Below are 24,992 nucleotides of genomic sequence, written 5' to 3'. Positions count from 1 at the left end.
GTGCGGTTATTCCGCGGCCAGCGCGGGTTTGATGCCCAGCCGCTTGGCGACGCCTGCACCATAGGCCGGGTCGGCCTTGGCGAAATGCGCGATCTGGCGGCGCTGGATCGCTTCCGGCACGCCGTTCATGGCGGCGGCGATATTGTCCATCAGGCGGCCCTGCTGGTCGGCCGTCATCAGGCGGAACAGCGCGCCGGGCTGGCTGTAATCGTCATTGCCGGCGCGGTGGTCGTAGCGGTCGGCGGCGCCGTCGATCTTCAGCGGCGGTTCGGCCACGGAAGGATCCTGCTGCGGGCCGTTCATCGAATTCGGCTCGTAATAGGCATCCGGGTTGCCGGTGTCGTTGCGGAAGAACCGCATGGCGCCGTCCTTGTGGTAGTGATGCACCGGGCATTTCGGCTGGTTGACCGGCAGCGCCTCGTAATGGGTGCCGAGGCGATAGCGATGCGCATCGGCGTAGGAGAAGATGCGGGCCTGCAGCATCTTGTCCGGCGAATGGCCGATGCCGGGCACCACGTTCGACGGCGAGAAGGCGGCCTGCTCGATCTCGGCGAAGTAATTGTCCGGGTTGCGGTTCAGTTCCATCACGCCGACCTCGATCAGCGGATAGTCGCCATGCGGCCAGACCTTGGTCAGGTCGAAGGGATTGTAGGGCGTCTTCGTCGCCTCGGCTTCCGGCATCACCTGGACGAACAGCGTCCATTGCGGATAGTCACCCTTCTCGATCGAACCGAACAGGTCTTCCTGATAGCTCTCGCGGGTCTTGCCGATCACGGTCTCGGATTCCGCGTTGGTCAGGAACTTGTGGCCCTGCCGGGTCTTGAAGTGGAATTTCACCCAGAAGCGTTCGCCGCTGTCGTTCCAGAAGCTGTAGGTGTGGCTGCCGTAGCCGTTCATGAAGCGCGGGCTGGGCGGCAGGCCGCGGTCGGAGAACAGGATGGTGACCTGGTGCAGGCTCTCCGGGCTGAGCGACCAGAAATCCCACATCGCCGTCGGCGAGCGCAGGTTGGTTTTCGGATGACGCTTCTGGGTATGAATGAAGTCGGGGAATTTCAGCGGGTCGCGCACGAAGAAGACCGGCGTGTTGTTGCCGACCAGATCCCAGTTGCCGTCTTCCGTGTAGAATTTCAGCGCGAAGCCGCGCACGTCGCGCTCGGCATCGGCGGCGCCCTGCTCGCCGGCCACGGTGGAGAAGCGCGCCAGCATCTCGATGGTCTTGCCGACCGCGCCGAACAGTTTGGCACGGGTGTATCTGCTGATGTCATGGGTCACGGTGAGGGTGCCGAAGGCGCCCCAGCCCTTGGCATGCACCACGCGCTCGGGGATGCGCTCGCGGTTCTGGTGCGCCAGCTTCTCGAGCAGCTGGTAGTCCTGCATCAGCACCGGGCCGCGCGGACCGGCGGTGATCGAATTCTGGTTGTCGGCGACAGGGGCGCCTGCCGTGGTGGTCATGACCGGGGGCTGGCCGGGGGTCTGCTTGGAGTTGGTCATGGGGGCTCTCCCTCTGGGTTGCGCTGCTGCCGGGGGGAAACTGCGCCGTCTCTGTGACCCGACAATGCTGGACAGGCTAGACCGGCCAGAACCACAGGGGAAATTCATAATTCTGGCTTTTGTAATCGTCCCATCCGATCATAAGGCATGGGCATGTGACAGCCCCTTGTCGGTCCGCCATCCGCCTTCCAGTATACGGATCACTGACGAACGGAATGGAAGAAATCCATGCGGTTTGCCGAGAAGATCGACGACGAGGACCTGCGCGGCCTCTATCTCTACTGGCTGTCGAAAAAGACCAGCCGGTTCCCGCCGCCGCGCGCCGCCATCGATCCCACCGAACTGCGCAGCCTGCTGCCGTCGCTGTTCGTCATCGAAGTCGACCATGACGAGCAGCGCTTCCGCTATCGCCTAGCCGGGCAGGAGGTCGAGAATCTGGTGCAGGCGCGGCTGCATGGCCTGTGGCTCGACGAGGCCCTGCGCTCGCCGTTGCGGGAATTCTTCGACGAGGGATTCTGCATCGCCGCTTTCGGCGCCAAGGTGCATTACCGCAGCAACACCCTGCATCTCGCCAGCCGGCCGTATATCCGCTATTCGCGCCTGCTGCTGCCGCTGTCGGATGACGGCCTGCGCATGGATCATCTGCTCGGCTGCATCAAGGTCGATGGCGCCATCAACACGCGCAGCCCCAGCGTGGTCGAAGAGCACGAGATCACGATCAGTGATATCGCCGCCTTCGAGCGGGATGCCTATGAAACGCCTGAAACGCCGTAAATCGTAACGCCGTAAGTCGGGCCGGCAACGGCCGCGACTACATCTCGACCTGGCCCCATTGCACGCCGCCAAGCTGCATGTTCTTCAGCTTGTCGACATAGCCGGGCGCGCCGATGAAGGTCGGCGACAGGCTGACGCCCTGGGCCACGAGGACGATGTCGTCCTTTTTCAGCCGCTGCTTGAAGGCGGTCATCGATCGCTGCGCCATCTCCGGTGTCGCAACACCGGATTCTGCAACCATGATGACGGTGACCACCTTGCCGTCGATGGAAAAATTGGCGAACGGAAATCGCTGACCCATGTCTTCCCCCTGTGTCGAGCGATAAAAGCAATCGTATGACAGGACACGGGAATTGCCTAACACTTTATGACACTTGGGTTTTTTACTATGCGGGCGAGAATGTCACCACGTGATGAACAACACATGGTGGCGGTTTTCCCCACAGAGCCGCATGCGGAGGGCCTTGGCGAACGGCCGCCCCGCGCCAGATTGGTGTCGGCAACGCCGGACCGCGACCCGGAACCGGGCCCCGCTGGCCGGCCTGAAAGGCAGACGACAGATGACGACGACATGGCGTGCACATGCAACCCGTGGCCTGCTGCTGATCGCGCTGGCTGCGGCGACACCGCTGGCGGCGGCGCAGGCGGGGCAGACCAATCTCAAGCCGGGCGCCAGCGACGTGGTGGATACCGGCGAGCGCGGCAACTACACCACGATGACCATCCACAATCTCGGCAGCCAGCCCGGCCGTGTCGAATTCGGCGCACCGATCGGGCGCAGTGTCGATGTGCCGGCCGGCGGCGAGGTCGAACTTTATGGCTCTTACGGTCGCCCGGCCGTCAAGGCGACCAACAGCGGCCCGACGCCGCTGCGTATCATCACGCGGTATATGGAAACCTTCCACGGGCCGTGACGCCGGCCGTCAGGCTTCGCTGCGCGGCTGGAAACTGTCGCGGTCGAGCACGACGTAATCGCCGTCCTTGAAGGCGCCGGTGCCGCTGAGGTCGGAGATCGAACGCGGCAGGTAGGGCAGTTCGCTCGGCCAGACCTGCACCGAGAAGATCATGCCATGCTCGCCATGCTGCAGCGGCAGCATCAGCCGGCGGGTGAAGGCATAGCCGCGCGCATCCCAGCGGAACACGCTTTCCGAATAGACCGGCAGGCCTTCCTGCAGCGACGTGTTGTAGATCGCCTCCATATAGGTGCGATAGCTGCCCTGCATGATCTCGGTGGTGGTGCGGCCGGTGAAGTCGAAGGTATAGCGCTCGACATGGGCGGAGCCGACCAGGCGGTAGCGCATGGCGCTCGTGCCGGCGACCGGCTCGGCGAGCAGCAGGTTCGGCCATACCGATGCCGGCAGGTGCAGCGGGTCGATGTCGGTCCGCTGCGGCATCGGCCGGCCGCGCCGTTGCGCCGTCCAGTAGCGCGCCACGGTCGACAGCATCGGATCATCGGCAAAAATCGGCTGGTCTGACATGTCGTTCATCGGCTGTGCCAGGTGATTCCCCAACGGTCCGGTTGGCCATGGGGCTTCCGGGACGCCTTCGGAGCCAGCCGGAACACCGCTGCCGCCGATTCTGTCATGAAAGTATAGAGGAAAAGAGCTGGTGCTGCCGGACAGGATTGAACTGTCGACCTCCTCATTACCAATGAGGTGCTCTACCACTGAGCTACGGCAGCCCGGTTCGGCCGGACCTGACCGGACGGATCCGGTCGCCTGAGTCAGGCCGAAATGACACGCCGGCAGCGGGTCTGGAACCATCCCGGCCGGCGTCGGGCGCGGAAACTGCCACAGGCCGGCGGCTGAAGCAAGCCGGACGCAGGGGTTTTCGCCGGGTAACCTGCCGGCTGCGGAAATCGGCGCTTTTCGCCGCAGCAGGGCCCATCCTGCGGGGCCGCGCTTGACTCGGCCGGGGCGGCTTCGCTATCGCTGGTCCGTCCTTCCCCGGAGCCCGCATGACCGGCATTCCCCCGCGCGACACCCGACCGGCCGCCACCGGCCAGCCCTCCATGGGCACCGAGATCGAGCGCAAGTTCCTGCTGCGCGACACCGGGGTGGTCGCCGGCCTGGCTGGCCGGCCGCTGGTGCAGGGGTATTTCGCCGATGTCGATGGCTGGTCGGTGCGGCTGCGCACGGCCATGCACCGCGACGGCCGGTCCCAGGCCTGGCTGACCCTGAAAAGCCAGGATGCCGGGGCCGCCCGTCGCGAGATCGAGGCCGAGGTGGAGTATGACTTCGCCGCCCGCATGCTGGCCGACCTGCCGCCGGAGCATCTGATCAGCAAGATCCGCTACCGGCTGCCCTATACCGAAGTCGCCATCGACAACGCCCTGGCCGGCACGGCGCTCGCCGGCAAGGCCCTGGTCTGGGAGATCGACCGCTTCCTCGAACGCCATCACGGCCTGTGGCTGGCCGAGATCGAGCTGCCGCGCGCGGATTACCCGCTCGTGCTGCCGGCCTGGCTCGGGCCCGAAGTCACCGCCGATCCGCGCTACCGCAACACCGCGCTGGCGCGTGCCGCCGGCCCCTCGCCGCAGAGCGGCGGCGGCTTGCCTCTGCCGCCGCAGCCGGCCGCGACCGAACTGGCCGCTGCCGTGCACCGCCTGCTGGCCGAGACCGTCGGTGGCGGCACCGGTACGGCAGCCGGCGGGACCGCGGCCCATGCCTGAGCGCGGACCCTCCGGCCGTACCGACTGGGCTGGGCTTGATGCCGCCGCGCGCGAGGCGCGGCTGGCGCAGAAGCTGCGCGCCAATCTCGGCCGCCGCAAACAGCAGGGCCGGGCCCGCGATGCCGGTGAGGCGCCGGACACTGCGGCAGACCGCGACGCGCCGGCCCATGCTCCTTCGGGGCCGGCCCTTGACCGCGATGGCGGCGACGCGTAACCGGGATCGTCCTGTTGTTTCGCTGCGCAGCCAATCCGTTTCCCGGGGGGAAGACCGCATGAGCGTGATGTCCGATATCTGGATCCGCCAGATGGCCAGGGATCACGGCATGATCGAGCCCTTCGTCGAGGCGCAGAAGCGTGAGGGCACCATCTCCTACGGTCTGTCCTCCTACGGCTACGACGCGCGGGTCGCCCGCGAGTTCAAGATCTTCACCAATGTCGACAGCGCGGTGGTCGATCCGAAGGAATTCTCGCCGGCCAGCTTCGTCGACCGCGAGACCGATGTCTGCGTGATTCCGCCGAACTCGTTTGCGCTGGCCCGCACGGTGGAATATTTCCGCATCCCGCGCGACGTGCTGGTGATCTGCCTTGGCAAGAGCACCTACGCGCGCTGCGGCATCATCGTCAACGTCACGCCGCTGGAACCCGAATGGGAAGGCCATGTGACGCTGGAATTCTCCAACACCACGCCGTTGCCCGCGAAGATCTATGCCAACGAGGGCGCCTGCCAGTTCCTGTTCCTGCACGGCGACCAGCCTTGCGAGACCAGCTATGCTGACCGCGCCGGCAAATACATGGGCCAGCGCGGCGTCACCCTGCCGAAGCTGTAGGTTCGGGTTGGATTCCGTCGGGCGCCGGTCTTACCGACGCGTTCGGCCGCCCTTATATGGCTGCCCTGTGCGCCGACGCCCACTGGCGATTCGGCCGCGCTTGGGCTAGACAGGCGGTCACGGTTTTTCACGGTGCCGGCCCTCGGGACGGCGCCCTTTACGGATCAATGGGTTATGGATCGAATTCGCTTGCGTGGCGGACGCCCGCTGGACGGCAGCATCGCCATCGGCGGCGCCAAGAATGCCGCCCTGCCGTTGATGGCGGCCAGCCTGCTGACGCCGCAGACGCTGACGCTCGGCAATGTGCCGCATCTGGCCGATATCGCCACCATGGCGCATCTGCTGCAGCAGCATGGCGTCGATGTCTCGATGGACGGCGGCAATGGTACGCCGGAAGGCCGCACCATCCACCTGAACGCCGGGACCATCACCTCGACGGTGGCGCCCTATGATCTCGTGCGCAAGATGCGCGCGTCCGTCCTGGTGCTCGGGCCGCTGCTTGCCCGCTTCGGCGAGGCGGAAGTCTCCCTGCCCGGCGGCTGCGCCATCGGTACGCGGCCGGTCGACCTGCACATCATGGGCCTGAAGGCGCTCGGTGCCGAGATCGCGGTCGAGGGCGGCTACATCAAGGCGACGGCCAAGAAGGGGCTGAAAGGCGCGGTGATCCGCTTCCCGATGGTCTCGGTCGGCGCCACCGAGAATCTGCTGATGGCCGCCGCGCTGGCCGAAGGCACCACGGTGCTGGAGAATGCCGCGCGCGAACCCGAGATCACCGACCTCTGCGACTGCCTGATCGCCATGGGCGCCGAGATCGAGGGCGTCGGCAGCGAGCATATCACCGTGCATGGCAAGCCGTCGCTGCAGGGCGCCAGGCACCAGATCGTGCCCGACCGCATCGAGACCGGCACATACGCTGCCGCCGTGGCGATCTGCGGCGGCCGGGTCGAGCTGACCGGCACGCGCATCGACCTGATCGAATCCGTGGTCGACAAGCTGCGCGAGGCGGGTTGCAGCGTGGACGAGACCCCGCGCGGCATGACCATCGCGCGCAACGGCAGCCGCCTGCGCGGCGTCGATTTTCTGACCCAGCCCTATCCCGGTTTCCCGACCGACATGCAGGCCCAGGCCATGGTGCTGATGACGGTGGCCGATGGCGCGGCGATGATCACCGAGACGATCTTCGAGAACCGTTTCATGCATGTGCCGGAACTGGCCCGCATGGGCGCCAACATCGTGGTGCACGGGTCCTCGGCGCTGGTGCGCGGCGTGCCGAAGCTGACCGGCGCGCCGGTGATGGCGACCGACCTGCGGGCCTCGGTATCGCTGGTGCTGGCCGGCCTGGCGGCCGAAGGCGAAACCACCGTCAATCGCGTCTATCATCTCGACCGCGGCTACGAGCGGCTGGAAGAAAAGCTTGCCGCCTGCGGCGCCGTGATCGAACGGCTGAAGGACTGAGCATGCCCGGCGGCCCCGCACAGAACGCCCGCTTCCAACCCCTGCGCCTGCGTGCCGAGGATGCGGAAGACGTGATCGTGCTGTCGGCCTGCCTGCAGGATGCGACGATCCGCTGTGCCGACATGACCTGGCAGCCGCAGCAGCGCCGCTTCGCGCTGGTGCTCAACCGCTTCCGCTGGGAAGACGAGGGCCAGGCCGACGCGAGACGCGGCCTGATCCGCATCGAGCCACATATCCGGGTGGCGGCCGGCCTGCATTTCGACGGCGTGCTGAAGGTGCAGACCAGCGGTTTCGACCGCGGTGACGACAGGGCGGTGCTGGAACTGCTGTCGATCATGGCGGAGCCGGCCGGCGACGACGTGGAAGACCCGGCCGCGATCCTGACGCTGGTGTTTGCCGGCGGCGGTGCCGTGCGGCTCGAGGTCGAATGCATCGAGGCGCAGATGCAGGATATCGGTGCGCCGTTTCCCGTGCGCCGCGCGCCGCAACACAAGGTTCAGGATTAGGGTGATCGTGCGATGAGTCCGGCAGTCAGTGACAGCAAGCTGGTGATGGCGCTGCCCAAGGGGCGGATCCTCAAGGAGGTGATGCCGCTGATGCATGCGGCCGGCATCGAGCCCGAACCCGATTTCTCCGACGAGAACAGCCGCAAGTTGCGCTTTGCCACCAACCATCCGGACCTCGAACTGATCCGCGTGCGCAGCTTCGATGTCGCCACCTTCGTCGCTTTCGGCGCCGCCCAGCTTGGCGTCGCCGGCAACGATGTGCTGATGGAATTCGACTATCCGGAAATCTATGCGCCGCTCGATCTCGATATCGGTCATTGCCGGCTGTCGGTCGCCGAGCCGGTCGAACTGTCGGCCGGCGACGACCCGAAGCGCTGGAGCCATGTGCGGGTGGCGACCAAATATCCGCACGTGACGCAGAAGTATTTCGCCGACCGCGGCGTGCAGGCCGAATGCATCAAGCTGAACGGTGCCATGGAGCTGGCGCCGACGCTCGGCCTGTGCCGGCGCATCGTCGATCTGGTCTCGACCGGCGCGACCTTGAAGGCCAACGGTCTGGTCGAAGTGGAAGTGATCGCCAAGGTGACGTCGCGGCTGGTGGTCAACCGGGCCGCGCTCAAGACCCGGCCGGACCAGGTCGGTGGCTGGCTCGAGAAATTCAGGAAGGCCGTCGATGCCCGTTGAGCTGAATGCTACCGCGCCGGATTTCGCCCGGCGCTTCGAGGCCATGGTCAGGGCCAAGCGCGATGCCGAGGCCGATGTCTCGGCCGTGGTGGCCGGCATCATCGCCGATGTGCGCAAGCGCGGCGATGCGGTGCTGCACGAGCTGAACCAGAAATACGACCAGGTCGACAGCACAAGGCTCGGCCTGCGCATCAGCCAGGCCGAGATCGATGCCGCCGCCGCCCAGGTCGATGCCGCGACGATGGCCGCGCTGGAAACCGCCGCCGAGCGCATCCGCCTGTTCCATGCCCGGCAGAAGCCGGCCGATGATTTCTATACCGATGCCGAGGGCGTGAAGCTCGGTCACCGCTGGACGCCGCTCGATGCCGTCGGCCTCTATGTGCCGGGCGGCAAGGCGGCCTATCCGTCCTCGGTGCTGATGAATGCCGTGCCGGCCGTGGTCGCCGGGGTGCGCCGCGTCGTCGTCGCGGTCCCCACCCCGGGCGGCGAGCTCAACCCGCTGGTGATGGCGGCGCTGAAACTCGCCGGTGTGACCGAAGCCTATCGCATGGGCGGGGCACAGGCCGTCGCCGCGCTCGCCTATGGCACCGAGACGATCAGGCCGGTCGACAAGATCACCGGCCCGGGCAACAGCTTCGTCGTTACCGCCAAGCGCATGGTGTTCGGCCAGGTCGGCATCGACAATCCGGCCGGCCCGTCGGAAATCCTCGTCGTCGCCGATGCAAAGAACGATCCGGCCTGGATCGCCGCCGATCTTCTCTCTCAGGCCGAGCATGACGAGGTGGCGCAGTCGGTGCTGATCACCGACGATGCCGCGTTTGCCGGCAGGGTCGGCGCCGCGGTGCGCCAGCAGCTGTCGACCATGCCGCGCAGTGCGATCGCCACTGCCTCGTGGGAACGCTTCGGTGCGCTGATTACCGTGCCGCAGCTTGCCGATGCCGTGCCGCTGGTCGACGCCATCGCACCCGAACATCTCGAACTCGCCATCGATGACCCGCAGGTGCTGGCGGCCCGGGTGCGTCATGCCGGCGCCATTTTCCTCGGCCGCCATACGCCGGAAGCGGTCGGCGATTATGTCGCCGGGCCGAACCACGTGCTGCCGACCGCCGGTGCGGCGCGCTTCGCCTCGGGCCTCAACCTGCTCGACTTCATGAAGCGCACGACGCTGGTCCAGTGTGACCAGGCCTCGCTCGACCGGATCGGCCCCGCCGCGGTGCGGCTGGCCGAGGCCGAGGGGCTGCATGGCCACGCGCTGTCGGTGTCGATTCGCCTCAATAAGGGAGCTTCATGACCGAACGGGCACCGCCGGCCAACCACCATCTCGTCGGGGTCGAACTCGACGAGCGCAGCGTGGTGCGCCGTTCGCCCGATATCGAGCATGAACAGCGGGTGGCGATCTTCGACCTGCTGGAACAGAACGTCTTCTCGCCGGTCGGCGCCCATGACGCGCAGGGCCCGTTCCAGCTGGTGCTGGCGATCGAGGAGAACCGGCTGGTCTTCGACATCCGCGACGACGGCACCGCGCCGCTCGGCAAGATCATCCTGGCGCTGTCGCCGTTCCGCCGCATCATCCGCGACTATTTCGAGATCTGCGACAGCTATTTCCAGGCCATCAAGCGCTCCAGCCCGTCGCAGATCGAGACCATCGACATGGCCCGGCGCGGCATCCACAACGAAGGCTCCGAACTGCTGCGCGAACGGCTGAAGGGCAAGATCGACACCGATTTCGATACCGCCCGCCGCCTGTTTACCCTCATCTGCGTCCTGCATATCCGGTAAGCCGGCATGGATGAACGGCTCCCCGGCAGCGTGCTGTTCTGTTGCACCATGAACAGCGTGCGGTCTCCCATGGCCGAGGGCATCCTCAAGGCACTTTATCCGAAACAGGTCTTCGTCGATTCGGTGGGCGTGCGGCAGGAGGCGGTCGATCCACTGGCGGTCGAGGTGATGGACGAGATCGGCATCGACATCTCGAAGCACCGCTCCAAGACCTTCGACGACCTTGAGGACAGCTCCTTCGACCTGATCGTCTCGCTGTCGCCCGAGGCGCAGCACACCGCAGTCGACATGACCCGCACCATGGCCTGCGACGTCGAGTTCTGGAATACCTTCGATCCCACCATCATCGAGGGCAGCCGCGAACAAAGGCTGGCCGCCTATCGCGAGGTGCGCGATTTTCTCAGCCGGCGCATCCGTGACCGCTTTGCCCGCCGGCCGGCCATCGCGCCGGGCTGACCGGCTTGACCTGAATCAACGCCCGCCGCGGCAGGGCGGTCTAGCCTCGCGGCATGATCGCAATCCGGAGACAGCACCGATGACCCATTTCCATGCCGTGGTGTGGCTTGACCACCAGGAGGCCCGCGTCTTCCAGTTCGGCGAGGGCGATCTTGAGAAGACCGTCGTGCACGGCCACAAGCAGAACCTGCATCATCGCAGCGGCTGCATTGGTGACGGCAGGGCGCCGGCCGATATCGCCTTCTTCGACGATATCGAGGGTGCGCTGTCCGGTGCCGGCGAGGTGCTGGTGCTCGGCCCCGGTGCCGCCAAGCTGGAATTCGTGCGGCATGCCACCAAGTTCCGGCCCGCGCTGGAACACCGCATCATCGGCGTCGAGACGGTCGACCATCCGAGCGATGGCCAGCTGGTCGCCTATGCACGGAAATACTTTCACGCCAAGGACCGCATGCGGCCGCTGCTGCAGCCGGCCTGAGCCGCACCCGGCCCGACCGGTCGCTGTTTTTTGCCGCAAAGTCGCCATGGTTCTCCGGCTATGATCAGGCTCGTCACACCGACAGAAGCCGGAGACCATCCCATGGCATCGCGCCGCATACCCGCCACCGCCCTGTTCCTCGCCATCCTTCTTGCCGGCGGCCTGGCGCTGTCGCAAGCCGCCGTCGCCCAGAACCGGGCCGCCGATCCGCTGGCCGATGCCACCCTGCTGAGCTTAAGTGAATCGGCCGAGCGCGATGTCACGCCGGATACCATGCGGGCACGACTGATGGCGCAGGCCAGCGCGGAAGAAGCGGCGGCGGCGCAGAACACCGTGAACGCGGCGATGACCAAGGCGCTGGCGATGGTGCGCACGGTCGGCCTCGAGGTCGAAACCGGCGGCTACAACACCTTCCAGGACACCCCGCCGCGGCCGGCCAGCCTGCCGGCCGGCACCAAGCCGCCGGTCCCGGTCTGGCGTGCCCAGCAGAGCCTGACCATCACTGCCACCGACAACGACAAGCTGCTGGCGGCGGTCGGCGAACTGCAGAAGGAGGGCCTGCTGTTGCAGGAGCTTGGCTTCGCCGTCTCGCGTGCCCAGCAGCGCAGCCTGCAGGACGAGATGATGGCCGAGGCGCTGCAGCGGCTGACCGCGCGGGCGGAAAAGGCCGCTGCCGCGCTCGGCCTGCATTTCGACGGCTGGCACCGGGTCGGGCTGAACGGCGGCGTCGCGCCGCGGCCCATGATGAAGGCCGCCATGGCCACAACCATGCGGCAGGATTTCGCGCCGCCGGCGGCAGCCGCCGGCGAGCAGACGCTCAGCGTCAACGTCGATGGCGAGGCGATTCTGCGCCGGCGCTAAAACAGGTCTTTTACACCGTGCAGCCTCCACCGGCCGGTGTGGTGGCTGCAACCCTGGGCCTGCACTGCGACGGCCGGTACCGGGTGGGGTTGAATGGCAGTGCGTTGCCGCGACCGATGAGCGAAGCGGGCCGTGCCCGCGCGAGGATCAGGCGGCACTGCCCGGAAACCGGGCTGCCCATGCAGGCGGCACGGCAGGGGTTGCCCCGGCGCCGGCCGGCGTCTATCTAGAGGGCGGATTCAAGAGGACTTTTCCTTGCTCTCTGCGCCTCTGCCGCCTGACGAAGCCGCCCGCCTCGGGGCGCTGCGCCGCTTCGACATTCTTGATACGCCGCATGACGGTCGTTTCGACCGTCTGGCGTCGCTGGCGGCGCGCATCTTCCGCACCCAGTCCGCCGTGGTCACCCTGATCGACGCCGACCGGCAATGGTTCAAGGCGCATATCGGCATCGATACCCGCGAGACGCCGCGCGACCAGGCCTTCTGCGCCTGGACGATTCTCGGCGACGACGTCTTCGTCGTCGAGGATGCCAGCCGCGATGAACGCTTCCAGGACAATCCGCTGGTGCTGGGCGCGCCCGGCATCCGCTTCTACGCGGCGGCGCCGATCACCGTGCAGGGCGGCTATCGCATCGGCACCCTGGCGGTGTTCGACTCGGTGCCGCGCCGCTTCGACACGCTGGCGCGCGGCCAGCTCAAGGAAATCGCCACGCTGGTCACCGATGCGCTGGAACTGCATCGCGCGCTGGCCGAAACCGAGGCGGCCCGCGAAGAGGCGATCCTGGCTTCGCGCTCGAAGGGCGAGTTCCTCGCCTTCATGAGCCACGAGCTGCGCACGCCGCTGAATGCCATCATCGGTTTTTCGGAAATGCTGCAGAGCGAATCCTTCGGGCCGCTCGGCGATCCGCATTACCACGAGTATGCCGGCCTGATCCGCCAAGCCGGCGCGCATCTGCTGGAAGTGATCACCAGCATCCTCGATCTCAGCCGCATCGAGGCCGGCAAGCTGGTGCTGCAGCCCGACCGCCTGACCGTGGTCGGCGAGGCCGATGCGGTGATCTCGCTGCTGCTGGCCCAGGCGCGGCAGAAGGACCTGTCGCTGGTGATGGATGCCTCGCTGCACGGCCTGCCGGTGCTGATGGCCGACCGCAGCGCCTTCCGCCAGGTGCTGCTCAACCTGATTTCCAATGCGATCAAGTTCACCCCGGCCGAGGGCCGCATCGTGGTGCGCGGCGATGCCGGCAACGGCGAAATCCGCATTGCCGTCGCCGACGACGGCCCGGGCATCGCGCCGGCCGATCTGGCGCGGCTCGGCGAGGCCTTCTACCAGGCCGGCCCGAAGAACGACCGCGGCCAGGGCACCGGTCTCGGCCTCGCCATCTCGCGCCGCCTGATGGGCCTGCATGGCGGCCGGCTCGCCATCGACAGCACGCTGGGCGAGGGCACGACGGCGACCATGGTATTTCCCCGCGAATCGCCGAACACCTGATCCCAATCGCGCCGGTCTTTATGCGGGCTTGATACGCGGCACGGCTTTTCCGCATGGCATCTTGAGCAGCGGCGGGCCTATTCCTGTCGGCGGCCGCACCGCCACAGGAGACCGCCGTGTCCAACTCTGCCAGTCCCGTCCTGCCCGTTCTGACCGAGCGGCTGACCGCCAGCCTGATCGATGTCACGCCCGTCAAAGCCACCGACCGCGTGGTGGTCATCGGCCATGGCACGCTGCCAATGCTGCTTGCCTTTCTGCGCCGGGGCTGCCGCATGGCGGCCGAATTGCGGCCCGACGTGGTCGCTCCGGATGCCGAGCCCGCCGACCTCGCCTGGATCACCGGCGTGATGAAAACCGGCGAATACGACAATGCGCTGCGCGCCGCCCTGCGCCGCATCGGCCGTCATGGCCGGCTTGCCGTCGACGTCACCGCCATGGCGGCGCGGCGCGGCCTGCGCCGGGTCCTGCGCTGGCTGCGCGGCAATGGTCTCACCGTCGATGCCACCCATTGCATCGGCAGCCGCATCGTCGTGCTGGCCCATGGCTGACGCCGTGAGCAGCCGCTGGAAAAAGCTGCGCGGTTCGATTCCGGCGCTGATCACGCCGTTCCGCGACGGCATGGTCGATCATGAGGCGCTGGTTACCCTGGCCGACCGGCAGATCCGCCGCGGCAGTGCCGGCCTCGTCGCGGCTGGCAGCACTGGTGAGGCGCTGTCGCTGACCGAGACGGAATACCGTGCCGTGCTGACGACCGTGGTGACAGCGGCGCGGCGCCGGGTGCCGGTAATTGCCGGCGTCAGTGCTGCCAGCACCGAACTGGCGATTGCCACGGCACGCGCCGCCGAACGTGCCGATGTCGACCTGCTGTTGTGCAGCATGCCGTATTACCTGCGGCCGACCCAGGAGGGCCTGTTTCGCCATGTCCGCGCGGTTCACGATGCCGTTGGCATTCCGCTTGTGCTCTACGATGTGCCGGCGCGCACCGGTTGCGCCCTGTCCGACGAGACGGTGGCGCGACTGTACGAACTGCCGCGCGTGATCGGTCTCAAGGATGCGACCGGCGACCTGGCGCGCCCGCATCGTCTGCGCCGTCTGGCTGGCGACGGCCTGCTGCAATTCTCCGGCGACGATGCCACTGCAGTGGAGCACCGCATTGCCGGCGGGCAGGGCTGCATCTCGGTGACGGCCAATGTCGTTCCCGGACTCTGTGCCGCCCTGCAGGCGCAGTTCGATGCGGGCAATCTCGATGCGCTGCGCCTGCTGCAGCGCCGGCTGCGGCCGCTGACCGAGGCATTGTTCCTGGAAAGCAATCCGATCCCGGTCAAGCGGGCCCTGCACCGGCTCGGCTTCTGCGCCGATGAACTGCGCCTGCCGCTGATGCCGCTGTCGACGGCCGCCGATGCCGTCCTCGCCGCGGAACTCGAAGTCGTCTGGGCGGCCGAGGAATGCCTGGCGCGCGGCGCGGCGCGAGTGGCCGGAACGCAGCGACGGTAATATGCAAACGACGGCGCGGCAGTCCCGGCGCATGGGCTGCCCGCGGTCGGGCCGGCCGGCAGTACCGGCGGGGATGCCGGCCGGCACTTCATGTCATTTCCACCTTTGCCTTTTCGCTGGACAGGCGATCGCCGGCAGGCATAACAGGGACGTCCGGAACAGGCCGAGAGGATGGAATCATGAATCTGTGTCGCACTGTCGGTCGCATGACCGCTCTGGTTCTGGCCGCTCTGGTTCTGGTCGGCCTGCTGGCCACCGCGCTGCCGGCACTCGCCGCCGGCAAGCTGGCGACGCCGACCGGTCCGGTCATCCTCACCGTGCACGGCAAGATCGCCAATACCAACCGTGGCGCGCTCGATGCCTTCGACGATGCCTTCTTCAAGTCGTCTGGTGCCGAATTCGACCGGGCGGCGGTGTTCGACCGCGCCATGCTGCAGAAGCTCGGCATGCACAGCGTCACCGTGCAGTACAGCACCTGGCCCAGGGCCCACCGGCTGGAAGGGCCGCTGCTGCGCGACGTGCTCAAGGCCGTGGGCGCCACCGGCAAAACGGCGACGGTCTATGCGCTGGACGGCTATGGCGCCAAGATCCCGATGACCGATCTGGCGGCTTATCCGGTGGTGCTGGCGCTCAAATCCGACGGCCAGTGGCTTGGCATCGGCGGTCGCGGCCCGGCCTGGGTGGTGTACCCGCCGCACGACAAATACCCGGCCCTGAAAGACCAGGACGACAGCAAGTGGGTCTGGTCGGCGATCCGGATCGACGTCGAGGAGTAGGCGCTCCGCCGCGCGTTCTTCCTGTGTTCCGGATTTCGGACCCGGTTCGCGGGAAACCCACGCTTGATTTTCGGCACCTGCGCGCGCATGTTCTGGCCCGCGCCGGTTACGGCGCAGCATTATGCCCGGCGCCGCTGTCAGGCGCCCGGTATCCCGTTCAAATCAGAGGCGGAATGGCGAAGGAAGAATTGCTGGAATTCCCCGGCGTGGTGGAGGAGTTGCTCCCCAACGCGATGTTCCGGGTCAAGCTCGACAACGACCACGAGGTGCTCGCGCATACCTCGGGCAAGATGCGCAAGAACCGCATCCGCGTGCTGGCAGGCGACAAGGTCATGGTGGAAATGACCCCCTACGACCTGACCAAGGGCCGCATCACCTTCCGCTTCAAGTAAGCCGGCCGGGGCTGCCATGGCCGGGACTCCGTCCATTCCGGCGCCCCCTGCAGCCATGCCGCTCGTGCTGGCCTCGGCCTCGCCGCGCCGCCGCGACCTGCTGGCGCAGATCGGCGTGACGCCGGCGGAAATCCTGCCCGCAGACCTCGACGAAACCCCCCGCAAGGACGAGCTGCCGCGCCAGCTCGCCGCCCGGCTGGCCGCCGACAAGGCTGCCGCAGTGGCCGCGCTGCGTCCGGACGCCCTCGTGCTGGCCGCCGATACCGTGGTGGCGCTCGGCCGCCGCATCCTGCCCAAGGCGGAGGATGCCGCCGCGGTCCGCCGCTGCCTTGCCCTGCTGTCCGGCCGCCGCCACCGCGTGCTGACCGGCCTGGTGCTGCAGCATCCCGACGGCCGCCGCCAGTCCCGCGTGGCGGAGACCGTCGTGCGCTTCAAGCGGCTGTCAGAGGCCGAAATCGCCGGCTATGTCACCGGCGGCGAGGGCATCGGCAAGGCCGGCGGCTATGCCATCCAGGGCCGGGCGGCCGCCTTCGTGCCGTGGATCGGCGGTTCGTATTCCAATGTGGTCGGCCTGCCGCTGGCCGAAACGGCGCAGCTGCTCGGCGGCTTCGGCTACCCGCTGTGGCCGGAAAACGGCTATAACTGATTCGATGGCGAACGAGCTTCTGATCGATGTCGGACTGACCGAGACGCGGGTCGCGCTGGTCGAGGAGGACCGTCTGGTCCATCTCGACCTCGAGCGGCCCGAACGCGATTCGGCGCTGGGCGCAGTGTTTCTCGGCCGCGTGCGGCGCATCGAGAAGGGCCTGCAGGCCGCCTATGTCGACATCGGGCTCAGCCGCGACGGCTTCCTCGGCCGCACCGACCTGAAGGACGCCGGCGACAAGCCGATCGAACAATGCCTGCATGAAGGCGAAACCATCCTCGTGCAGGTGATCCGCGATCCGGTCGGCGAGAAGGGCGTCAAGCTGACCTGCCATATCGCGCTGCCCGGCCGCTTCCTGTCGCTGACCCCCTTCGATTCGTCCGTCCGCGTCACCCGCCGCATCGCCCAGGATGCCGAACGCATGCGGCTCGCCGCGGTGATGCAGAGCCTGCTGGCGCTGGCCGACCAGACGCCGCTGGAAGTCGCCGCCCGCCTGCAGCGCCGCGCCGGCGACCGCCGGGTCAGCCAGGTGAAGATGGCGCCGGGCGCCGACCGGCGCGAGGGCGAGCGGCGCAAGGCCATGGGCTGCGTGGTCAATGCCAACGCCGATGGCATCGGCAAGGCGGAACTCTCGGCCGATCTCGAACGGCTGTACGCGCGCTGGCTGGCCATCGAGGAGCGCCGCACCAAGGCCGCCGCCGCTTCTGCCGTACCGGCCGAATTGTGGCGCGAGATGGGGCCGGTCGGCCGCGCCCTGCGCGACTTTGTCGGCGCCAAGCTCGACCGGATTCGTGTGAATGCCGCCGCCGGCTTCGCCGAGGCGCGCGCCTGGCTGTTCGAACATGCGCCCGACCATGTCAGCCGGCTGGAACGCTTCGACGATCCGGCCGGGCTGTTCGCGCTGTTCGACATCGAGGACGACATTGCCCATGCGAGTTCCCGCCGGGTCGAGCTGCCGTCCGGCGGCGCGATTATCTTCGGCGAGACCGAGGCGCTGACCGCCATCGACGTCGATTCCGGCCGCAGTTCCGCCCGCGGCGGCGATTTCGACGAGATGGCGCTGAAGGTCAATCTGGAGGCGGCGGCCGAGGTCGCCCGCCAGCTGCGGCTGCGCGGCATCGGCGGCATCATCGTGATCGACTTCCTGCATATGGACAGCGCTGCCTTCCGGGCCCGGACGGTCAATGCCCTGCGCCAGGCGCTGGCGCGCGACCCGGCGCCGACCAAGGTGCTGGGCATGTCGGCGCTCGGCCTGGTCGAGATGACCCGCAAGCGGATCGGCGAGCCGCTGGCGACCCGGCTGTATGAATCCTGCCCGGCCTGTCACGGCGACGGTCACCTGCCGTCGCTGCCCGCCGTGCTGGCCGACCTGCTGCGCCAGGCCGGGCGCGAGGCGGCCTCCGCCCCGCCGGGCACCCGGCTCGACATCCGCTGCGCACCTGATCTTGCCGCCCTGGTCGATGACGAGCTGAAGACACGGCTGGAACGCCAGATCGGCACCACGGTGGCCGTCACCCCCGAGGCAGGCCGCCGGCGCGACGGCTTTTCGGTCGGCCGGGCCGACCGCTGATCCCGGAGGCACCATGACCCACCGGACCTGTCCGATCTGCGGCAAACCCGCCGTGGTTAACCATCTGCCTTTCTGCTCGGCGCGCTGTGCCGACGTCGATCTGAACCGCTGGCTGAAAGGGACCTATGCCATACCGGCGGTTGAGGTGGATGACGAGAACTCCGGGGAAGACGTACCGGAAGACGAAGGTGACCTGTCCGCGCGCATGCATTGATCCCGCCGAACCGGCAGCCTGTTGCAGTTCCGCATCACTGCCCGGAATAACGCCAGCGCTGTGATCGAGGCCATATTTGACACCGGGATTCGCCTTGCCAGCGCATCCGGGATGCCCGATAACCGTATGGCACAGAAGTATAAAAAATCTCGAGGTCATAAAACCATGGTCGCTGGCTTGCGTTTGCCGCGCGTTGCGGGCGGTGCCGAGTGGAAAACCGTCGCCCTCGCGGCCGTGCTGTCTGCCGGTCTGCTCTCGGGCTGCGCCACGGCCCCCGATGACCCGCAGGGCAAGGCGGATTTCGAGGCGGTCAATGATCCGCTCGAGCCCGTCAACCGTGCGCTGTTCGAATTCAATCAGGTGCTCGACAACCTGCTGCTCAAGCCGGTGGCTTTCGCCTACAGCATCTTCGTGCCGGTGCCGCTGCAGACCGGCATCCACAATGCGCTGGTCAACCTCAAGAGCCCGGTGATTCTCGCCAACGACCTGCTGCAGGGCGAGACCGACCGCGCCGGCCAGACCGTCGAGCGCTTCGCCATCAACAGCACCGTCGGCCTGCTCGGCACCTACGATGCCGCCGACAAGTGGTTCGGCATCGCCCCGCATACCGAGGATTTCGGCCAGACCCTCGCCGTCTGGGGCTCGGGCGAGGGCCCGTATCTGTTCATCCCGATCATCGGCCCGTCGAATCCGCGTGATCTTGCCGGCCTTGCCGTCGACTCGGCCGCCGATCCACTGAACTGGTATCTGCACAATACCAATCAGGATGAGTGGATCTGGATCCGTGCCGGTGTGACCGGCGTCGACAGCCGCGCTGCCCTGCTCGACACGTTGGATAACCTCGAGAAGACCTCGCTGGACTATTACGTCACCCTGCGCAGCGTCTATCGCCAGCGTCGTGCCGACGAGATCAACAACCGCCGGCCGCGCCAGCAGCCGGTGGCGCCGTCGCTCAGCCTGTCGGCCAATGCCGGCAGTGATATCGAGACGGCCCCCGTCAACAAGTAGGGCGGCCAGGCAGTAAGCTTCCGTCCGTCAGGACAGACGAATGGCGCGCCTTTCAGGCGCGCCGTTTTCGTTTGTGGGGCAGGATCGATACGGGTGCGGTCTGTCGCCGTCAGCCGGCGGCAGCCAGCAGGGTGCCGGGCGGAAAGCGGACGATCACGGTGGTGCCGGCACCGGGCTGCGACTCGATGGCGATGCTGCCGCCATGCAACTCGATCAGCTTGCGGCAGATGCTGAGGCCGAGGCCGCTGCCCTCGCTGCGCCGGATGCCGGCATTGGCCTGCCAGAACGGCTCGAACAGTCGCGACAGGTGGTCGGCGGCAATGCCGGGGCCGGAATCGCTGACCTGGAGCAGGATGCTGCCGTCGGCGCCGGCCGCACCGCTGATGGTGACATGGCCGCCCGGCGGCGTGAACTTTACCGCATTGGCCAGCAGGTTGATCAGGATCTGCTTGACCGCACGGGCATCGACCCTGGCGGGCGGCCAGTTTGCCGGCAGCGTATTGCGCAGCGCGATGCTGTTTTCCCGGGCCCGGCCCTGCACCAGCCGCAGGCTGTCCTCGGCCAGGTCGTGCAGCACATGGGCGGCCGGCTCGATCTTCAGTTTGCCGCTTTCGATGCGTGAGACATCGAGGATGTCGTTGATCACGCCAAGCAGGTGATGGGCGCTGCGGCTGATATCTTCGGCATACTCGAAGTATTTCGGCGACGACAGGCCCAGCAGACGGCCGGCGATCATGTCGGCGAAACCGATGATGGCATTCAGCGGCGTGCGCAGTTCATGGCTCATGTGGGCGAGGAATTCGCTCTTGGCGCGGTTCGCGGTCTCTGCCAGTTCGCGCTGCTGCGCATAGTTTTCGGCAAGCTGCTCGCGTTCGGCGGCCTGGTCACGCAGGGCGGCCTCGAGCTGCTTGCGTTCGCTGATGTCGATGCCGATCCCGCCGACCGCCAGCAGCTTGCCGCGGTCGTCGTAGATCGGGAAGCGGGTCAGCATGAAGTGGCGGATTTCGCCGCTGCGCTGGCGGGCCGCAGTGTCGAAGACCAGCGGCCGGCGTGCGGCGATGGCATCGTCGATCTGCTGTTCGTACACCGCGGAGATCCGCGCGGGGTAGATGTCGCGCGATCGCAGGCCGACGATATCAGTCTCGTCGCGGCCGAGCAGGCCGCAGTAATAGGAATTGACCATCAGATAGCGGCCACTGCTGTCCTGCAGGGCCATGATGATCGGCGGATTGTCCATCAGGCCGCGCAGCAGGGCGTCCGAAGCGGCGCGGCGGCGCAACTGGCGCCAGGCACCCCACAGGGCTGCGGCGGCAGCCAGCGCCACCAGGCCGAACACCATGCCATAGCCGGCCGCGGTGCTGTACCAGTCCGGCGCGCCGCTGCCGGCCGGCGTCTGCACCAGCACGGTCAGCGGCATGCCCGCTACCCTGGCCCAGTACATCTCGCTGTCGCCGACGGTGACATGGCCGTTGTCGGTGGTGCCGATGAAATTGGTCAGGCCCGACAGGCGTACGGCCGCATCATAGGGCTGGCCGAATACCATCGGGCCGCCGGTGTTGACCACGGCCAGCGCCTGCACGGCGACCGGCAGGCTGCGGTGGTCGAGCGCATCGAATGAGGTGAGATCGATCGTGGCGACAACGACGCCGGCGAAGCTGCCGTCGGGCAGCACCATGCGGCGCGCCAGGCGCACCAGTGCCGACTGCCCGGGGCTGCCCTGGATCTGCAGGGCGGTGCGCTGGCCGTCGCGCAGGTGGCGGAACGTGTCGTTGCCGGCAACATCCAGCGGCATCGCGTCGCTGCCGGTGGCCAGCCACAGATAGCCTTTCTGGTCGTAGGCATGCAGGGCACTGACCTGTGGCAGCTCGCTGACGCGGCGGCTGAGCGCGTTGATCAGGGTTTCGCTCGGCAGGATGGCGGCCCGCAGATGCTCGGCGATTTCGGCGCCGGTCAGATCGGCAAGGACATCGGCGACATCGAGCTGGCGGCGTACATAATCGGCGGCGTTGCGCGTGATGTAGCGCATCTGCAATTCGGCCTGCAGCCGGCCGGCCTGGTAGGAATTGGCGACCAGCAGAGCGGTCAGGCCGGTCATCGCGCAGAGCAGCAGCACGACGACGGCAACGATGGTCATGAAGCCGCGCGGCATATGCCCCCGGGTGCGACCGGACGGCAGGGGGCGCGGCATGGCGGGGTCGGTCATCACTGCCCGCAGTCTGGCATACTGTCGCCTCGGGGAAAAAGGCTGATCAGCAGACGCCGCAAAGGCCGGCGCGTCAGAGGCTGTCGCGGGCCGGAAACCAGGCCGGGTCGGCGGCGGCGGCAAGCTGCGCCAGCGCCGGCTGTGTCATGCGGTAGGGCAGCCATGCCGTCATGTGACCGATGCCGAGCCGGTGATAGAAGTCGCGGGTCGGATTCCAGTCCAGCACATTGAGGTCGAGGCGGCGGCAGCCACGAGCATCGGCAATGGCAGCCAGTGCCGTGATCAGCTGGCGGCCGAGGCCGTGACCGCGGGCCGCCTCCAGCACGAACAGATCCTCGACGAACAGGCCGGCGCGGCCTTCCCAGGTCGAGTAATTGTGGAAGAACAGCGCGAAACCGACCGGTCGGCCGTCCAGCTCGGCAATCAGCGCCTCGAAGCGGCGCGGTGTACCAAAGCCGTCGCGCAGGATATCGGCCGCGGTCAGCTTCACGCTGCTGAGCGGCTCGTTCTCGTAAATGGCCAGCGCCTGCACGAGCGTGACGATGGTTTCGGCATCGGCCGGTGCGGCCGGCCGGATCAGGGTTCGCGACATCGGGTTATGCTTTCTCGGTCTTGTCTGATGCACTGGCGGTCTGCTGCACGGCGGCGAGCAGGGCATCGCCGAACAGGCGGAATTCACCGGCCCGCTGGGTACCGCGCCGCCAGGCCAGTCCGATCTGCCGCGCCGCACCGGCGCCGCCGGCGGCACCGGCCAGTGGCCGGGTGATCACATCGGTGCCGCGCAGGATGCCGGCATCGAGCGCGAGTTTCGGCAGCAGGGTGACGCCGAGTCCGTTGTCGACCATCTGCACCAGGGTGTGCAGCGAGGTGGCGGCGAAACCGTCGCGGCGCGGCGAGGGCGGCAGCTGGCAGGCGGCGAGCGCATGGTCGCGCAAACAATGGCCGTCTTCCAGCAGCAGCAGGTTGCTCTCGGCCAGGTCGGCCAGCCGGATGCTGCCGCGTCCGGCCAGCGCATGGTCACTGCGGCAGGCCAGCAGGAAGGCATCGTCGAACAGCGGCATGGTGTCGATGGCGCCGGTCTCGAAGGGCAGGGCGATCAGCAGCAGGTCGAGCTTGCCGGCCTGCAGCTGGTCGACCAGCCGCCCGGTCAGGTCCTCGCGCAGGAACAGCCGCAGATCGGGGAACTTGCGCCGCAGGCTGGGCAGCACGCCGGGCAGCAGGAAGGGCGAGATGGTGGGGATGACGCCGAGCCGGAGCGGCCCGGTCAGCGGCGCGCCGGCCGCCTGGGCCAGCAGCACCATCTCCTCGGCCTCGCGCAGCAGCTCGCGGGCGCGGCCGGCCAGCGTCTCGCCCAGCGGGGTCAGCACCACCTTGCGCTTGGTACGGTCGACCAGCGCGGCATTGAGCTGGGTTTCCAGCTCCTGGATGCCGGCCGACAGGGTCGACTGGGTGACGAAACAGGCCTCGGCAGCGCGGCCAAAGTGGCGGATTTCCGCCAGAGTAACCAGATACCGCCATTGGCGCAGGGTCGGGACGTTCAGCATGTGGCCAGTTTAATCGATCATATCGATTAGTTTCAATGGAATTATCCATTGGAACGATAATTAGAAAGCGTCTAACTTGCAACTCGAGCGGGACATCCGGGAGCGCAGCGCTGATGCTGTGCCTCTGACCAGCCCCGTCGCCCCGGACCGAGCCAACTGCAACCCATCAAGCGAGGAGCATCTGTAATGCTGACCATCGGCGACAAGTTCCCGGCCTTCAATCTCAAGGCCGTGGTTTCCATCGACCCGAAAAACGCCTTCACCGACATCACCAGCGACAGCGACAAGGGCAAGTGGAAGGTCGTGTTCTTCTGGCCGAAGGACTTCACCTTCGTCTGCCCGACCGAGATCGCTGCCTTCGGCAAGATCAACGGCGACTTCAACGACCGCGATGCCGTCGTCTATGGCGTGTCGATCGACAGCGAGTTCGTCCATCTGGCCTGGCGCAACAACCATGCCGATCTGAAGGACCTGCCGTTCGCCATGCTTGCCGACATCAAGCGCGAGCTGAGCCAGGCGCTTGGCGTGCTCGACAAGAACGAGGGCGTCGCGATGCGCGCCACCTTCATCGTCGACCCGGAGGGCATCATCCGCTTCGTGTCGGTGAACGACCTCAGCGTCGGCCGCAACCCGCAGGAAGTGCTGCGCGTGCTCGACGCCCTGCAGACCGACGAACTCTGCCCCTGCAACTGGCAGAAGGGCGAGGACGTCCTGAAGGCCGCGTAAGCAGCCTTTGCAACGGGTTTCCGCCGCGCCCTCTCCGGCGCGGCGGATTTCCCCGACCCAGACGACAGAAGGAGTTTCGCCATGAGCCTCGAAAGCCTGAAGACCGCCCTGCCGGAGTATGCCCGCGACCTCAAGCTCAACCTGGGCTCGCTGGCCACCGAACCGGGCCTGACCGAACAGCAGCGCGCCGGCTGTTTCATCGCCGCCGCCTATGCGTCGCGCAATGCCGACGTGATCCGTGCCCTGTATGCCGAATTCGAAAGCAAGCTGTCGCCCGAAGCGCTGACCGCCGCCAAGGCCGCCGCGGCCATCATGGGCATGAACAACATCTACTACCGCTTCGTCCACATGATGGGCGGGGCCAGCGACTACAAGACGCTGCCGGCCAAGCTGCGCATGAACGTGATCGGCAAGCCCGGCGTCGAGAAGGTCGATTTCGAACTGTGGTCGCTCGCCGTCTCGGCGGTGAATGGCTGCGGCATGTGCGTCGAGGCGCACGAGCATGAACTGCGCAAGGGCGGGCTGACGGCTGAGCAGATCCAGCAGGCCGTGCGCATCGCCGCCGTCGTCCATGCGGTGGCCGCCACCATCGAGGGCGAGGCCGCCATGAGCGGTAGCAGCCTCGCCGAAGCGGCCGAATAGCCCTTCACCGATCGTTTCCGGACGCCGAGTGTATCCGGACCGGGCCTCCGCCCCTCCGCCCGGACCGGTCGGGGCCGCCATGCCATCGTTTCCCCGTCTCGCAGGCATGGCGGCCCCCTATGGGCGGCCAATCACAACCTGAGATTATTTATCATACCGTCCAGCCCATCTGCCAAGATGTAGTTCACAAGGACTAGGCGCGACTTACTGTTCTCCCAGAACGACTTGCAGTAGATTACCGCCGCAATGCCTGGGTCAGAACCGGTCGGCACGCATGGGCGTGCCAGTTCCGAGAACGGAACCGGTGGCT

30 protein-coding genes and 1 tRNA gene are annotated in these 24,992 nt (G+C 67.1%); 24 read left to right on the top strand and 7 right to left on the bottom strand.

The features are described 5' to 3' along the window. Nucleotides 1-6: 6 nt before the first annotated feature. Nucleotides 7-1,491, bottom strand: coding sequence for a catalase (locus tag ACFOOQ_RS07145; RefSeq protein WP_379723642.1), 1,485 nt, complete (start codon nt 1,489-1,491; stop codon nt 7-9). 228 nt (nt 1,492-1,719) lie between these two features. Here ACFOOQ_RS07145 and ACFOOQ_RS07140 point away from each other — a divergent pair, with 228 nt between their 5' ends. Next, nucleotides 1,720-2,265, top strand: coding sequence for a PAS domain-containing protein (locus ACFOOQ_RS07140; RefSeq protein WP_379723639.1), 546 nt, complete (start codon nt 1,720-1,722; stop codon nt 2,263-2,265). 37 nt (nt 2,266-2,302) lie between these two features. On the opposite strand, the gene ACFOOQ_RS07135 is transcribed toward ACFOOQ_RS07140, so the two are convergent. Beyond that, nucleotides 2,303-2,566, bottom strand: a complete 264-nt coding sequence (locus ACFOOQ_RS07135; protein ID WP_379723636.1) for a hypothetical protein — start codon at nt 2,564-2,566, stop codon at nt 2,303-2,305. A gap of 259 nt (nt 2,567-2,825) precedes the next feature. On the opposite strand from ACFOOQ_RS07135, the gene ACFOOQ_RS07130 reads away from it, so the two are divergent. Continuing rightward, nucleotides 2,826-3,179: a hypothetical protein gene (locus ACFOOQ_RS07130; RefSeq protein ID WP_379723633.1), complete on the top strand. Its 354-nt coding sequence runs from the start codon at nt 2,826-2,828 to the stop codon at nt 3,177-3,179. Nucleotides 3,180-3,188: 9 nt separating this feature from the next. On the opposite strand, the gene ACFOOQ_RS07125 is transcribed toward ACFOOQ_RS07130, so the two are convergent. Then, nucleotides 3,189-3,743, bottom strand: coding sequence for a PAS domain-containing protein (locus ACFOOQ_RS07125; protein WP_379723630.1), 555 nt, complete (start codon nt 3,741-3,743; stop codon nt 3,189-3,191). A 128-nt stretch (nt 3,744-3,871) separates the two neighbouring features. After that, a tRNA-Thr gene (locus ACFOOQ_RS07120) sits at nt 3,872-3,946 on the bottom strand. A gap of 276 nt (nt 3,947-4,222) precedes the next feature. Here ACFOOQ_RS07120 and ACFOOQ_RS07115 point away from each other — a divergent pair. From ACFOOQ_RS07115 to ACFOOQ_RS07020, 20 genes are all read left to right on the top strand, one after another. Then, nucleotides 4,223-4,936: a hypothetical protein gene (locus ACFOOQ_RS07115; protein ID WP_379723627.1), complete on the top strand. Its 714-nt coding sequence runs from the start codon at nt 4,223-4,225 to the stop codon at nt 4,934-4,936. Further along, the gene (locus ACFOOQ_RS07110; RefSeq protein WP_379723624.1) at nt 4,929-5,150 is read left to right on the top strand and encodes a hypothetical protein; all 222 of its coding nucleotides are present in this window, start codon (nt 4,929-4,931) and stop codon (nt 5,148-5,150) included. The genes ACFOOQ_RS07115 and ACFOOQ_RS07110 overlap by 8 nt, the downstream gene beginning before the upstream one ends. A 58-nt stretch (nt 5,151-5,208) precedes the next feature. Next, a complete protein-coding gene (gene dcd / locus ACFOOQ_RS07105; RefSeq protein ID WP_379723621.1) occupies nt 5,209-5,763 on the top strand; it encodes a dCTP deaminase in 555 nt (184 codons plus the stop codon). A 174-nt stretch (nt 5,764-5,937) separates the two neighbouring features. Continuing rightward, nucleotides 5,938-7,218, top strand: coding sequence for a UDP-N-acetylglucosamine 1-carboxyvinyltransferase (gene murA, locus ACFOOQ_RS07100; RefSeq protein WP_379723618.1), 1,281 nt, complete (start codon nt 5,938-5,940; stop codon nt 7,216-7,218). Nucleotides 7,219-7,220: 2 nt separating this feature from the next. After that, the gene (locus tag ACFOOQ_RS07095; RefSeq protein WP_379723615.1) at nt 7,221-7,724 is read left to right on the top strand and encodes a DUF2948 family protein; all 504 of its coding nucleotides are present in this window, start codon (nt 7,221-7,223) and stop codon (nt 7,722-7,724) included. A gap of 12 nt (nt 7,725-7,736) precedes the next feature. After that, a complete protein-coding gene (hisG, locus tag ACFOOQ_RS07090) occupies nt 7,737-8,408 on the top strand; it encodes an ATP phosphoribosyltransferase (RefSeq protein WP_379723612.1) in 672 nt (223 codons plus the stop codon). Then, nucleotides 8,398-9,699: a histidinol dehydrogenase gene (hisD, locus tag ACFOOQ_RS07085; protein ID WP_379723609.1), complete on the top strand. Its 1,302-nt coding sequence runs from the start codon at nt 8,398-8,400 to the stop codon at nt 9,697-9,699. The genes hisG and hisD overlap by 11 nt, the downstream gene beginning before the upstream one ends. After that, nucleotides 9,696-10,187: a UPF0262 family protein gene (locus ACFOOQ_RS07080; protein ID WP_379723606.1), complete on the top strand. Its 492-nt coding sequence runs from the start codon at nt 9,696-9,698 to the stop codon at nt 10,185-10,187. The genes hisD and ACFOOQ_RS07080 overlap by 4 nt, the downstream gene beginning before the upstream one ends. A gap of 6 nt (nt 10,188-10,193) precedes the next feature. After that, a complete protein-coding gene (locus ACFOOQ_RS07075; protein WP_379723603.1) occupies nt 10,194-10,643 on the top strand; it encodes an arsenate reductase ArsC in 450 nt (149 codons plus the stop codon). Nucleotides 10,644-10,722: 79 nt separating this feature from the next. Continuing rightward, nucleotides 10,723-11,118: a hypothetical protein gene (locus tag ACFOOQ_RS07070; protein WP_379723600.1), complete on the top strand. Its 396-nt coding sequence runs from the start codon at nt 10,723-10,725 to the stop codon at nt 11,116-11,118. Between the two features lie 102 nt (nt 11,119-11,220). Beyond that, nucleotides 11,221-11,979, top strand: coding sequence for an SIMPL domain-containing protein (locus ACFOOQ_RS07065; RefSeq protein WP_379723598.1), 759 nt, complete (start codon nt 11,221-11,223; stop codon nt 11,977-11,979). Between the two features lie 255 nt (nt 11,980-12,234). Further along, complete coding sequence (locus ACFOOQ_RS07060) at nt 12,235-13,467, top strand: sensor histidine kinase (RefSeq protein ID WP_379723594.1); 1,233 nt, start codon at nt 12,235-12,237, stop codon at nt 13,465-13,467. Between the two features lie 116 nt (nt 13,468-13,583). After that, nucleotides 13,584-14,015: a hypothetical protein gene (locus ACFOOQ_RS07055; protein WP_379723591.1), complete on the top strand. Its 432-nt coding sequence runs from the start codon at nt 13,584-13,586 to the stop codon at nt 14,013-14,015. Next, nucleotides 14,008-14,961 carry a 4-hydroxy-tetrahydrodipicolinate synthase gene (gene dapA / locus ACFOOQ_RS07050; RefSeq protein WP_379723588.1) on the top strand — a complete coding sequence of 318 codons (954 nt, stop codon included), beginning with the start codon at nt 14,008-14,010 and terminating at the stop codon, nt 14,959-14,961. Before ACFOOQ_RS07055 ends, dapA begins: the two co-directional genes overlap by 8 nt. Nucleotides 14,962-15,140: 179 nt before the next feature. After that, nucleotides 15,141-15,737 carry a hypothetical protein gene (locus ACFOOQ_RS07045; RefSeq protein ID WP_379723585.1) on the top strand — a complete coding sequence of 199 codons (597 nt, stop codon included), beginning with the start codon at nt 15,141-15,143 and terminating at the stop codon, nt 15,735-15,737. A gap of 173 nt (nt 15,738-15,910) precedes the next feature. Further along, complete coding sequence (gene infA, locus ACFOOQ_RS07040; protein ID WP_341705752.1) at nt 15,911-16,129, top strand: translation initiation factor IF-1; 219 nt, start codon at nt 15,911-15,913, stop codon at nt 16,127-16,129. 55 nt (nt 16,130-16,184) lie between these two features. Further along, the gene (locus ACFOOQ_RS07035; protein ID WP_379723581.1) at nt 16,185-16,775 is read left to right on the top strand and encodes a Maf family protein; all 591 of its coding nucleotides are present in this window, start codon (nt 16,185-16,187) and stop codon (nt 16,773-16,775) included. A gap of 4 nt (nt 16,776-16,779) precedes the next feature. Further along, nucleotides 16,780-18,345, top strand: a complete 1,566-nt coding sequence (locus tag ACFOOQ_RS07030) for a ribonuclease E/G (protein WP_379723578.1) — start codon at nt 16,780-16,782, stop codon at nt 18,343-18,345. A 13-nt stretch (nt 18,346-18,358) separates the two neighbouring features. Continuing rightward, nucleotides 18,359-18,559 carry a DNA gyrase inhibitor YacG gene (gene yacG, locus ACFOOQ_RS07025; RefSeq protein WP_379723575.1) on the top strand — a complete coding sequence of 67 codons (201 nt, stop codon included), beginning with the start codon at nt 18,359-18,361 and terminating at the stop codon, nt 18,557-18,559. 165 nt (nt 18,560-18,724) lie between these two features. Beyond that, complete coding sequence (locus tag ACFOOQ_RS07020; protein ID WP_379723572.1) at nt 18,725-19,567, top strand: MlaA family lipoprotein; 843 nt, start codon at nt 18,725-18,727, stop codon at nt 19,565-19,567. A gap of 109 nt (nt 19,568-19,676) precedes the next feature. Here the strand turns inward: ACFOOQ_RS07020 and ACFOOQ_RS07015 are convergent, their stop codons facing one another. The 3 genes from ACFOOQ_RS07015 to ACFOOQ_RS07005 form a co-directional block, all read right to left on the bottom strand. Next, on the bottom strand, nt 19,677-21,770 hold the full coding sequence (locus tag ACFOOQ_RS07015) for a sensor histidine kinase (protein ID WP_379723569.1): 2,094 nt from the start codon (nt 21,768-21,770) through the stop codon (nt 19,677-19,679). A 73-nt stretch (nt 21,771-21,843) separates the two neighbouring features. Then, nucleotides 21,844-22,362, bottom strand: a complete 519-nt coding sequence (locus ACFOOQ_RS07010) for a GNAT family N-acetyltransferase (protein ID WP_379723566.1) — start codon at nt 22,360-22,362, stop codon at nt 21,844-21,846. A gap of 4 nt (nt 22,363-22,366) precedes the next feature. Then, complete coding sequence (locus ACFOOQ_RS07005; protein WP_379723563.1) at nt 22,367-23,314, bottom strand: hydrogen peroxide-inducible genes activator; 948 nt, start codon at nt 23,312-23,314, stop codon at nt 22,367-22,369. Nucleotides 23,315-23,500: 186 nt separating this feature from the next. On the opposite strand from ACFOOQ_RS07005, the gene ACFOOQ_RS07000 reads away from it, so the two are divergent. Beyond that, entirely contained in the window at nt 23,501-24,040 is a 540-nt protein-coding gene (locus ACFOOQ_RS07000) for a peroxiredoxin (protein WP_379723560.1), read from the top strand. An 81-nt stretch (nt 24,041-24,121) separates the two neighbouring features. Further along, nucleotides 24,122-24,682 (top strand): carboxymuconolactone decarboxylase family protein, encoded by a 561-nt coding sequence (locus ACFOOQ_RS06995; RefSeq protein WP_379723557.1) that lies wholly within the window; start codon nt 24,122-24,124, stop codon nt 24,680-24,682. Nucleotides 24,683-24,992 lie beyond the last annotated feature (310 nt).

Source organism: Ferrovibrio xuzhouensis (genome assembly GCF_042648965.1).
Classification (GTDB): Bacteria; Pseudomonadota; Alphaproteobacteria; order Ferrovibrionales; family Ferrovibrionaceae; genus Ferrovibrio; species Ferrovibrio xuzhouensis.
This window is presented reverse-complemented; position numbering and strand designations above follow the sequence as displayed.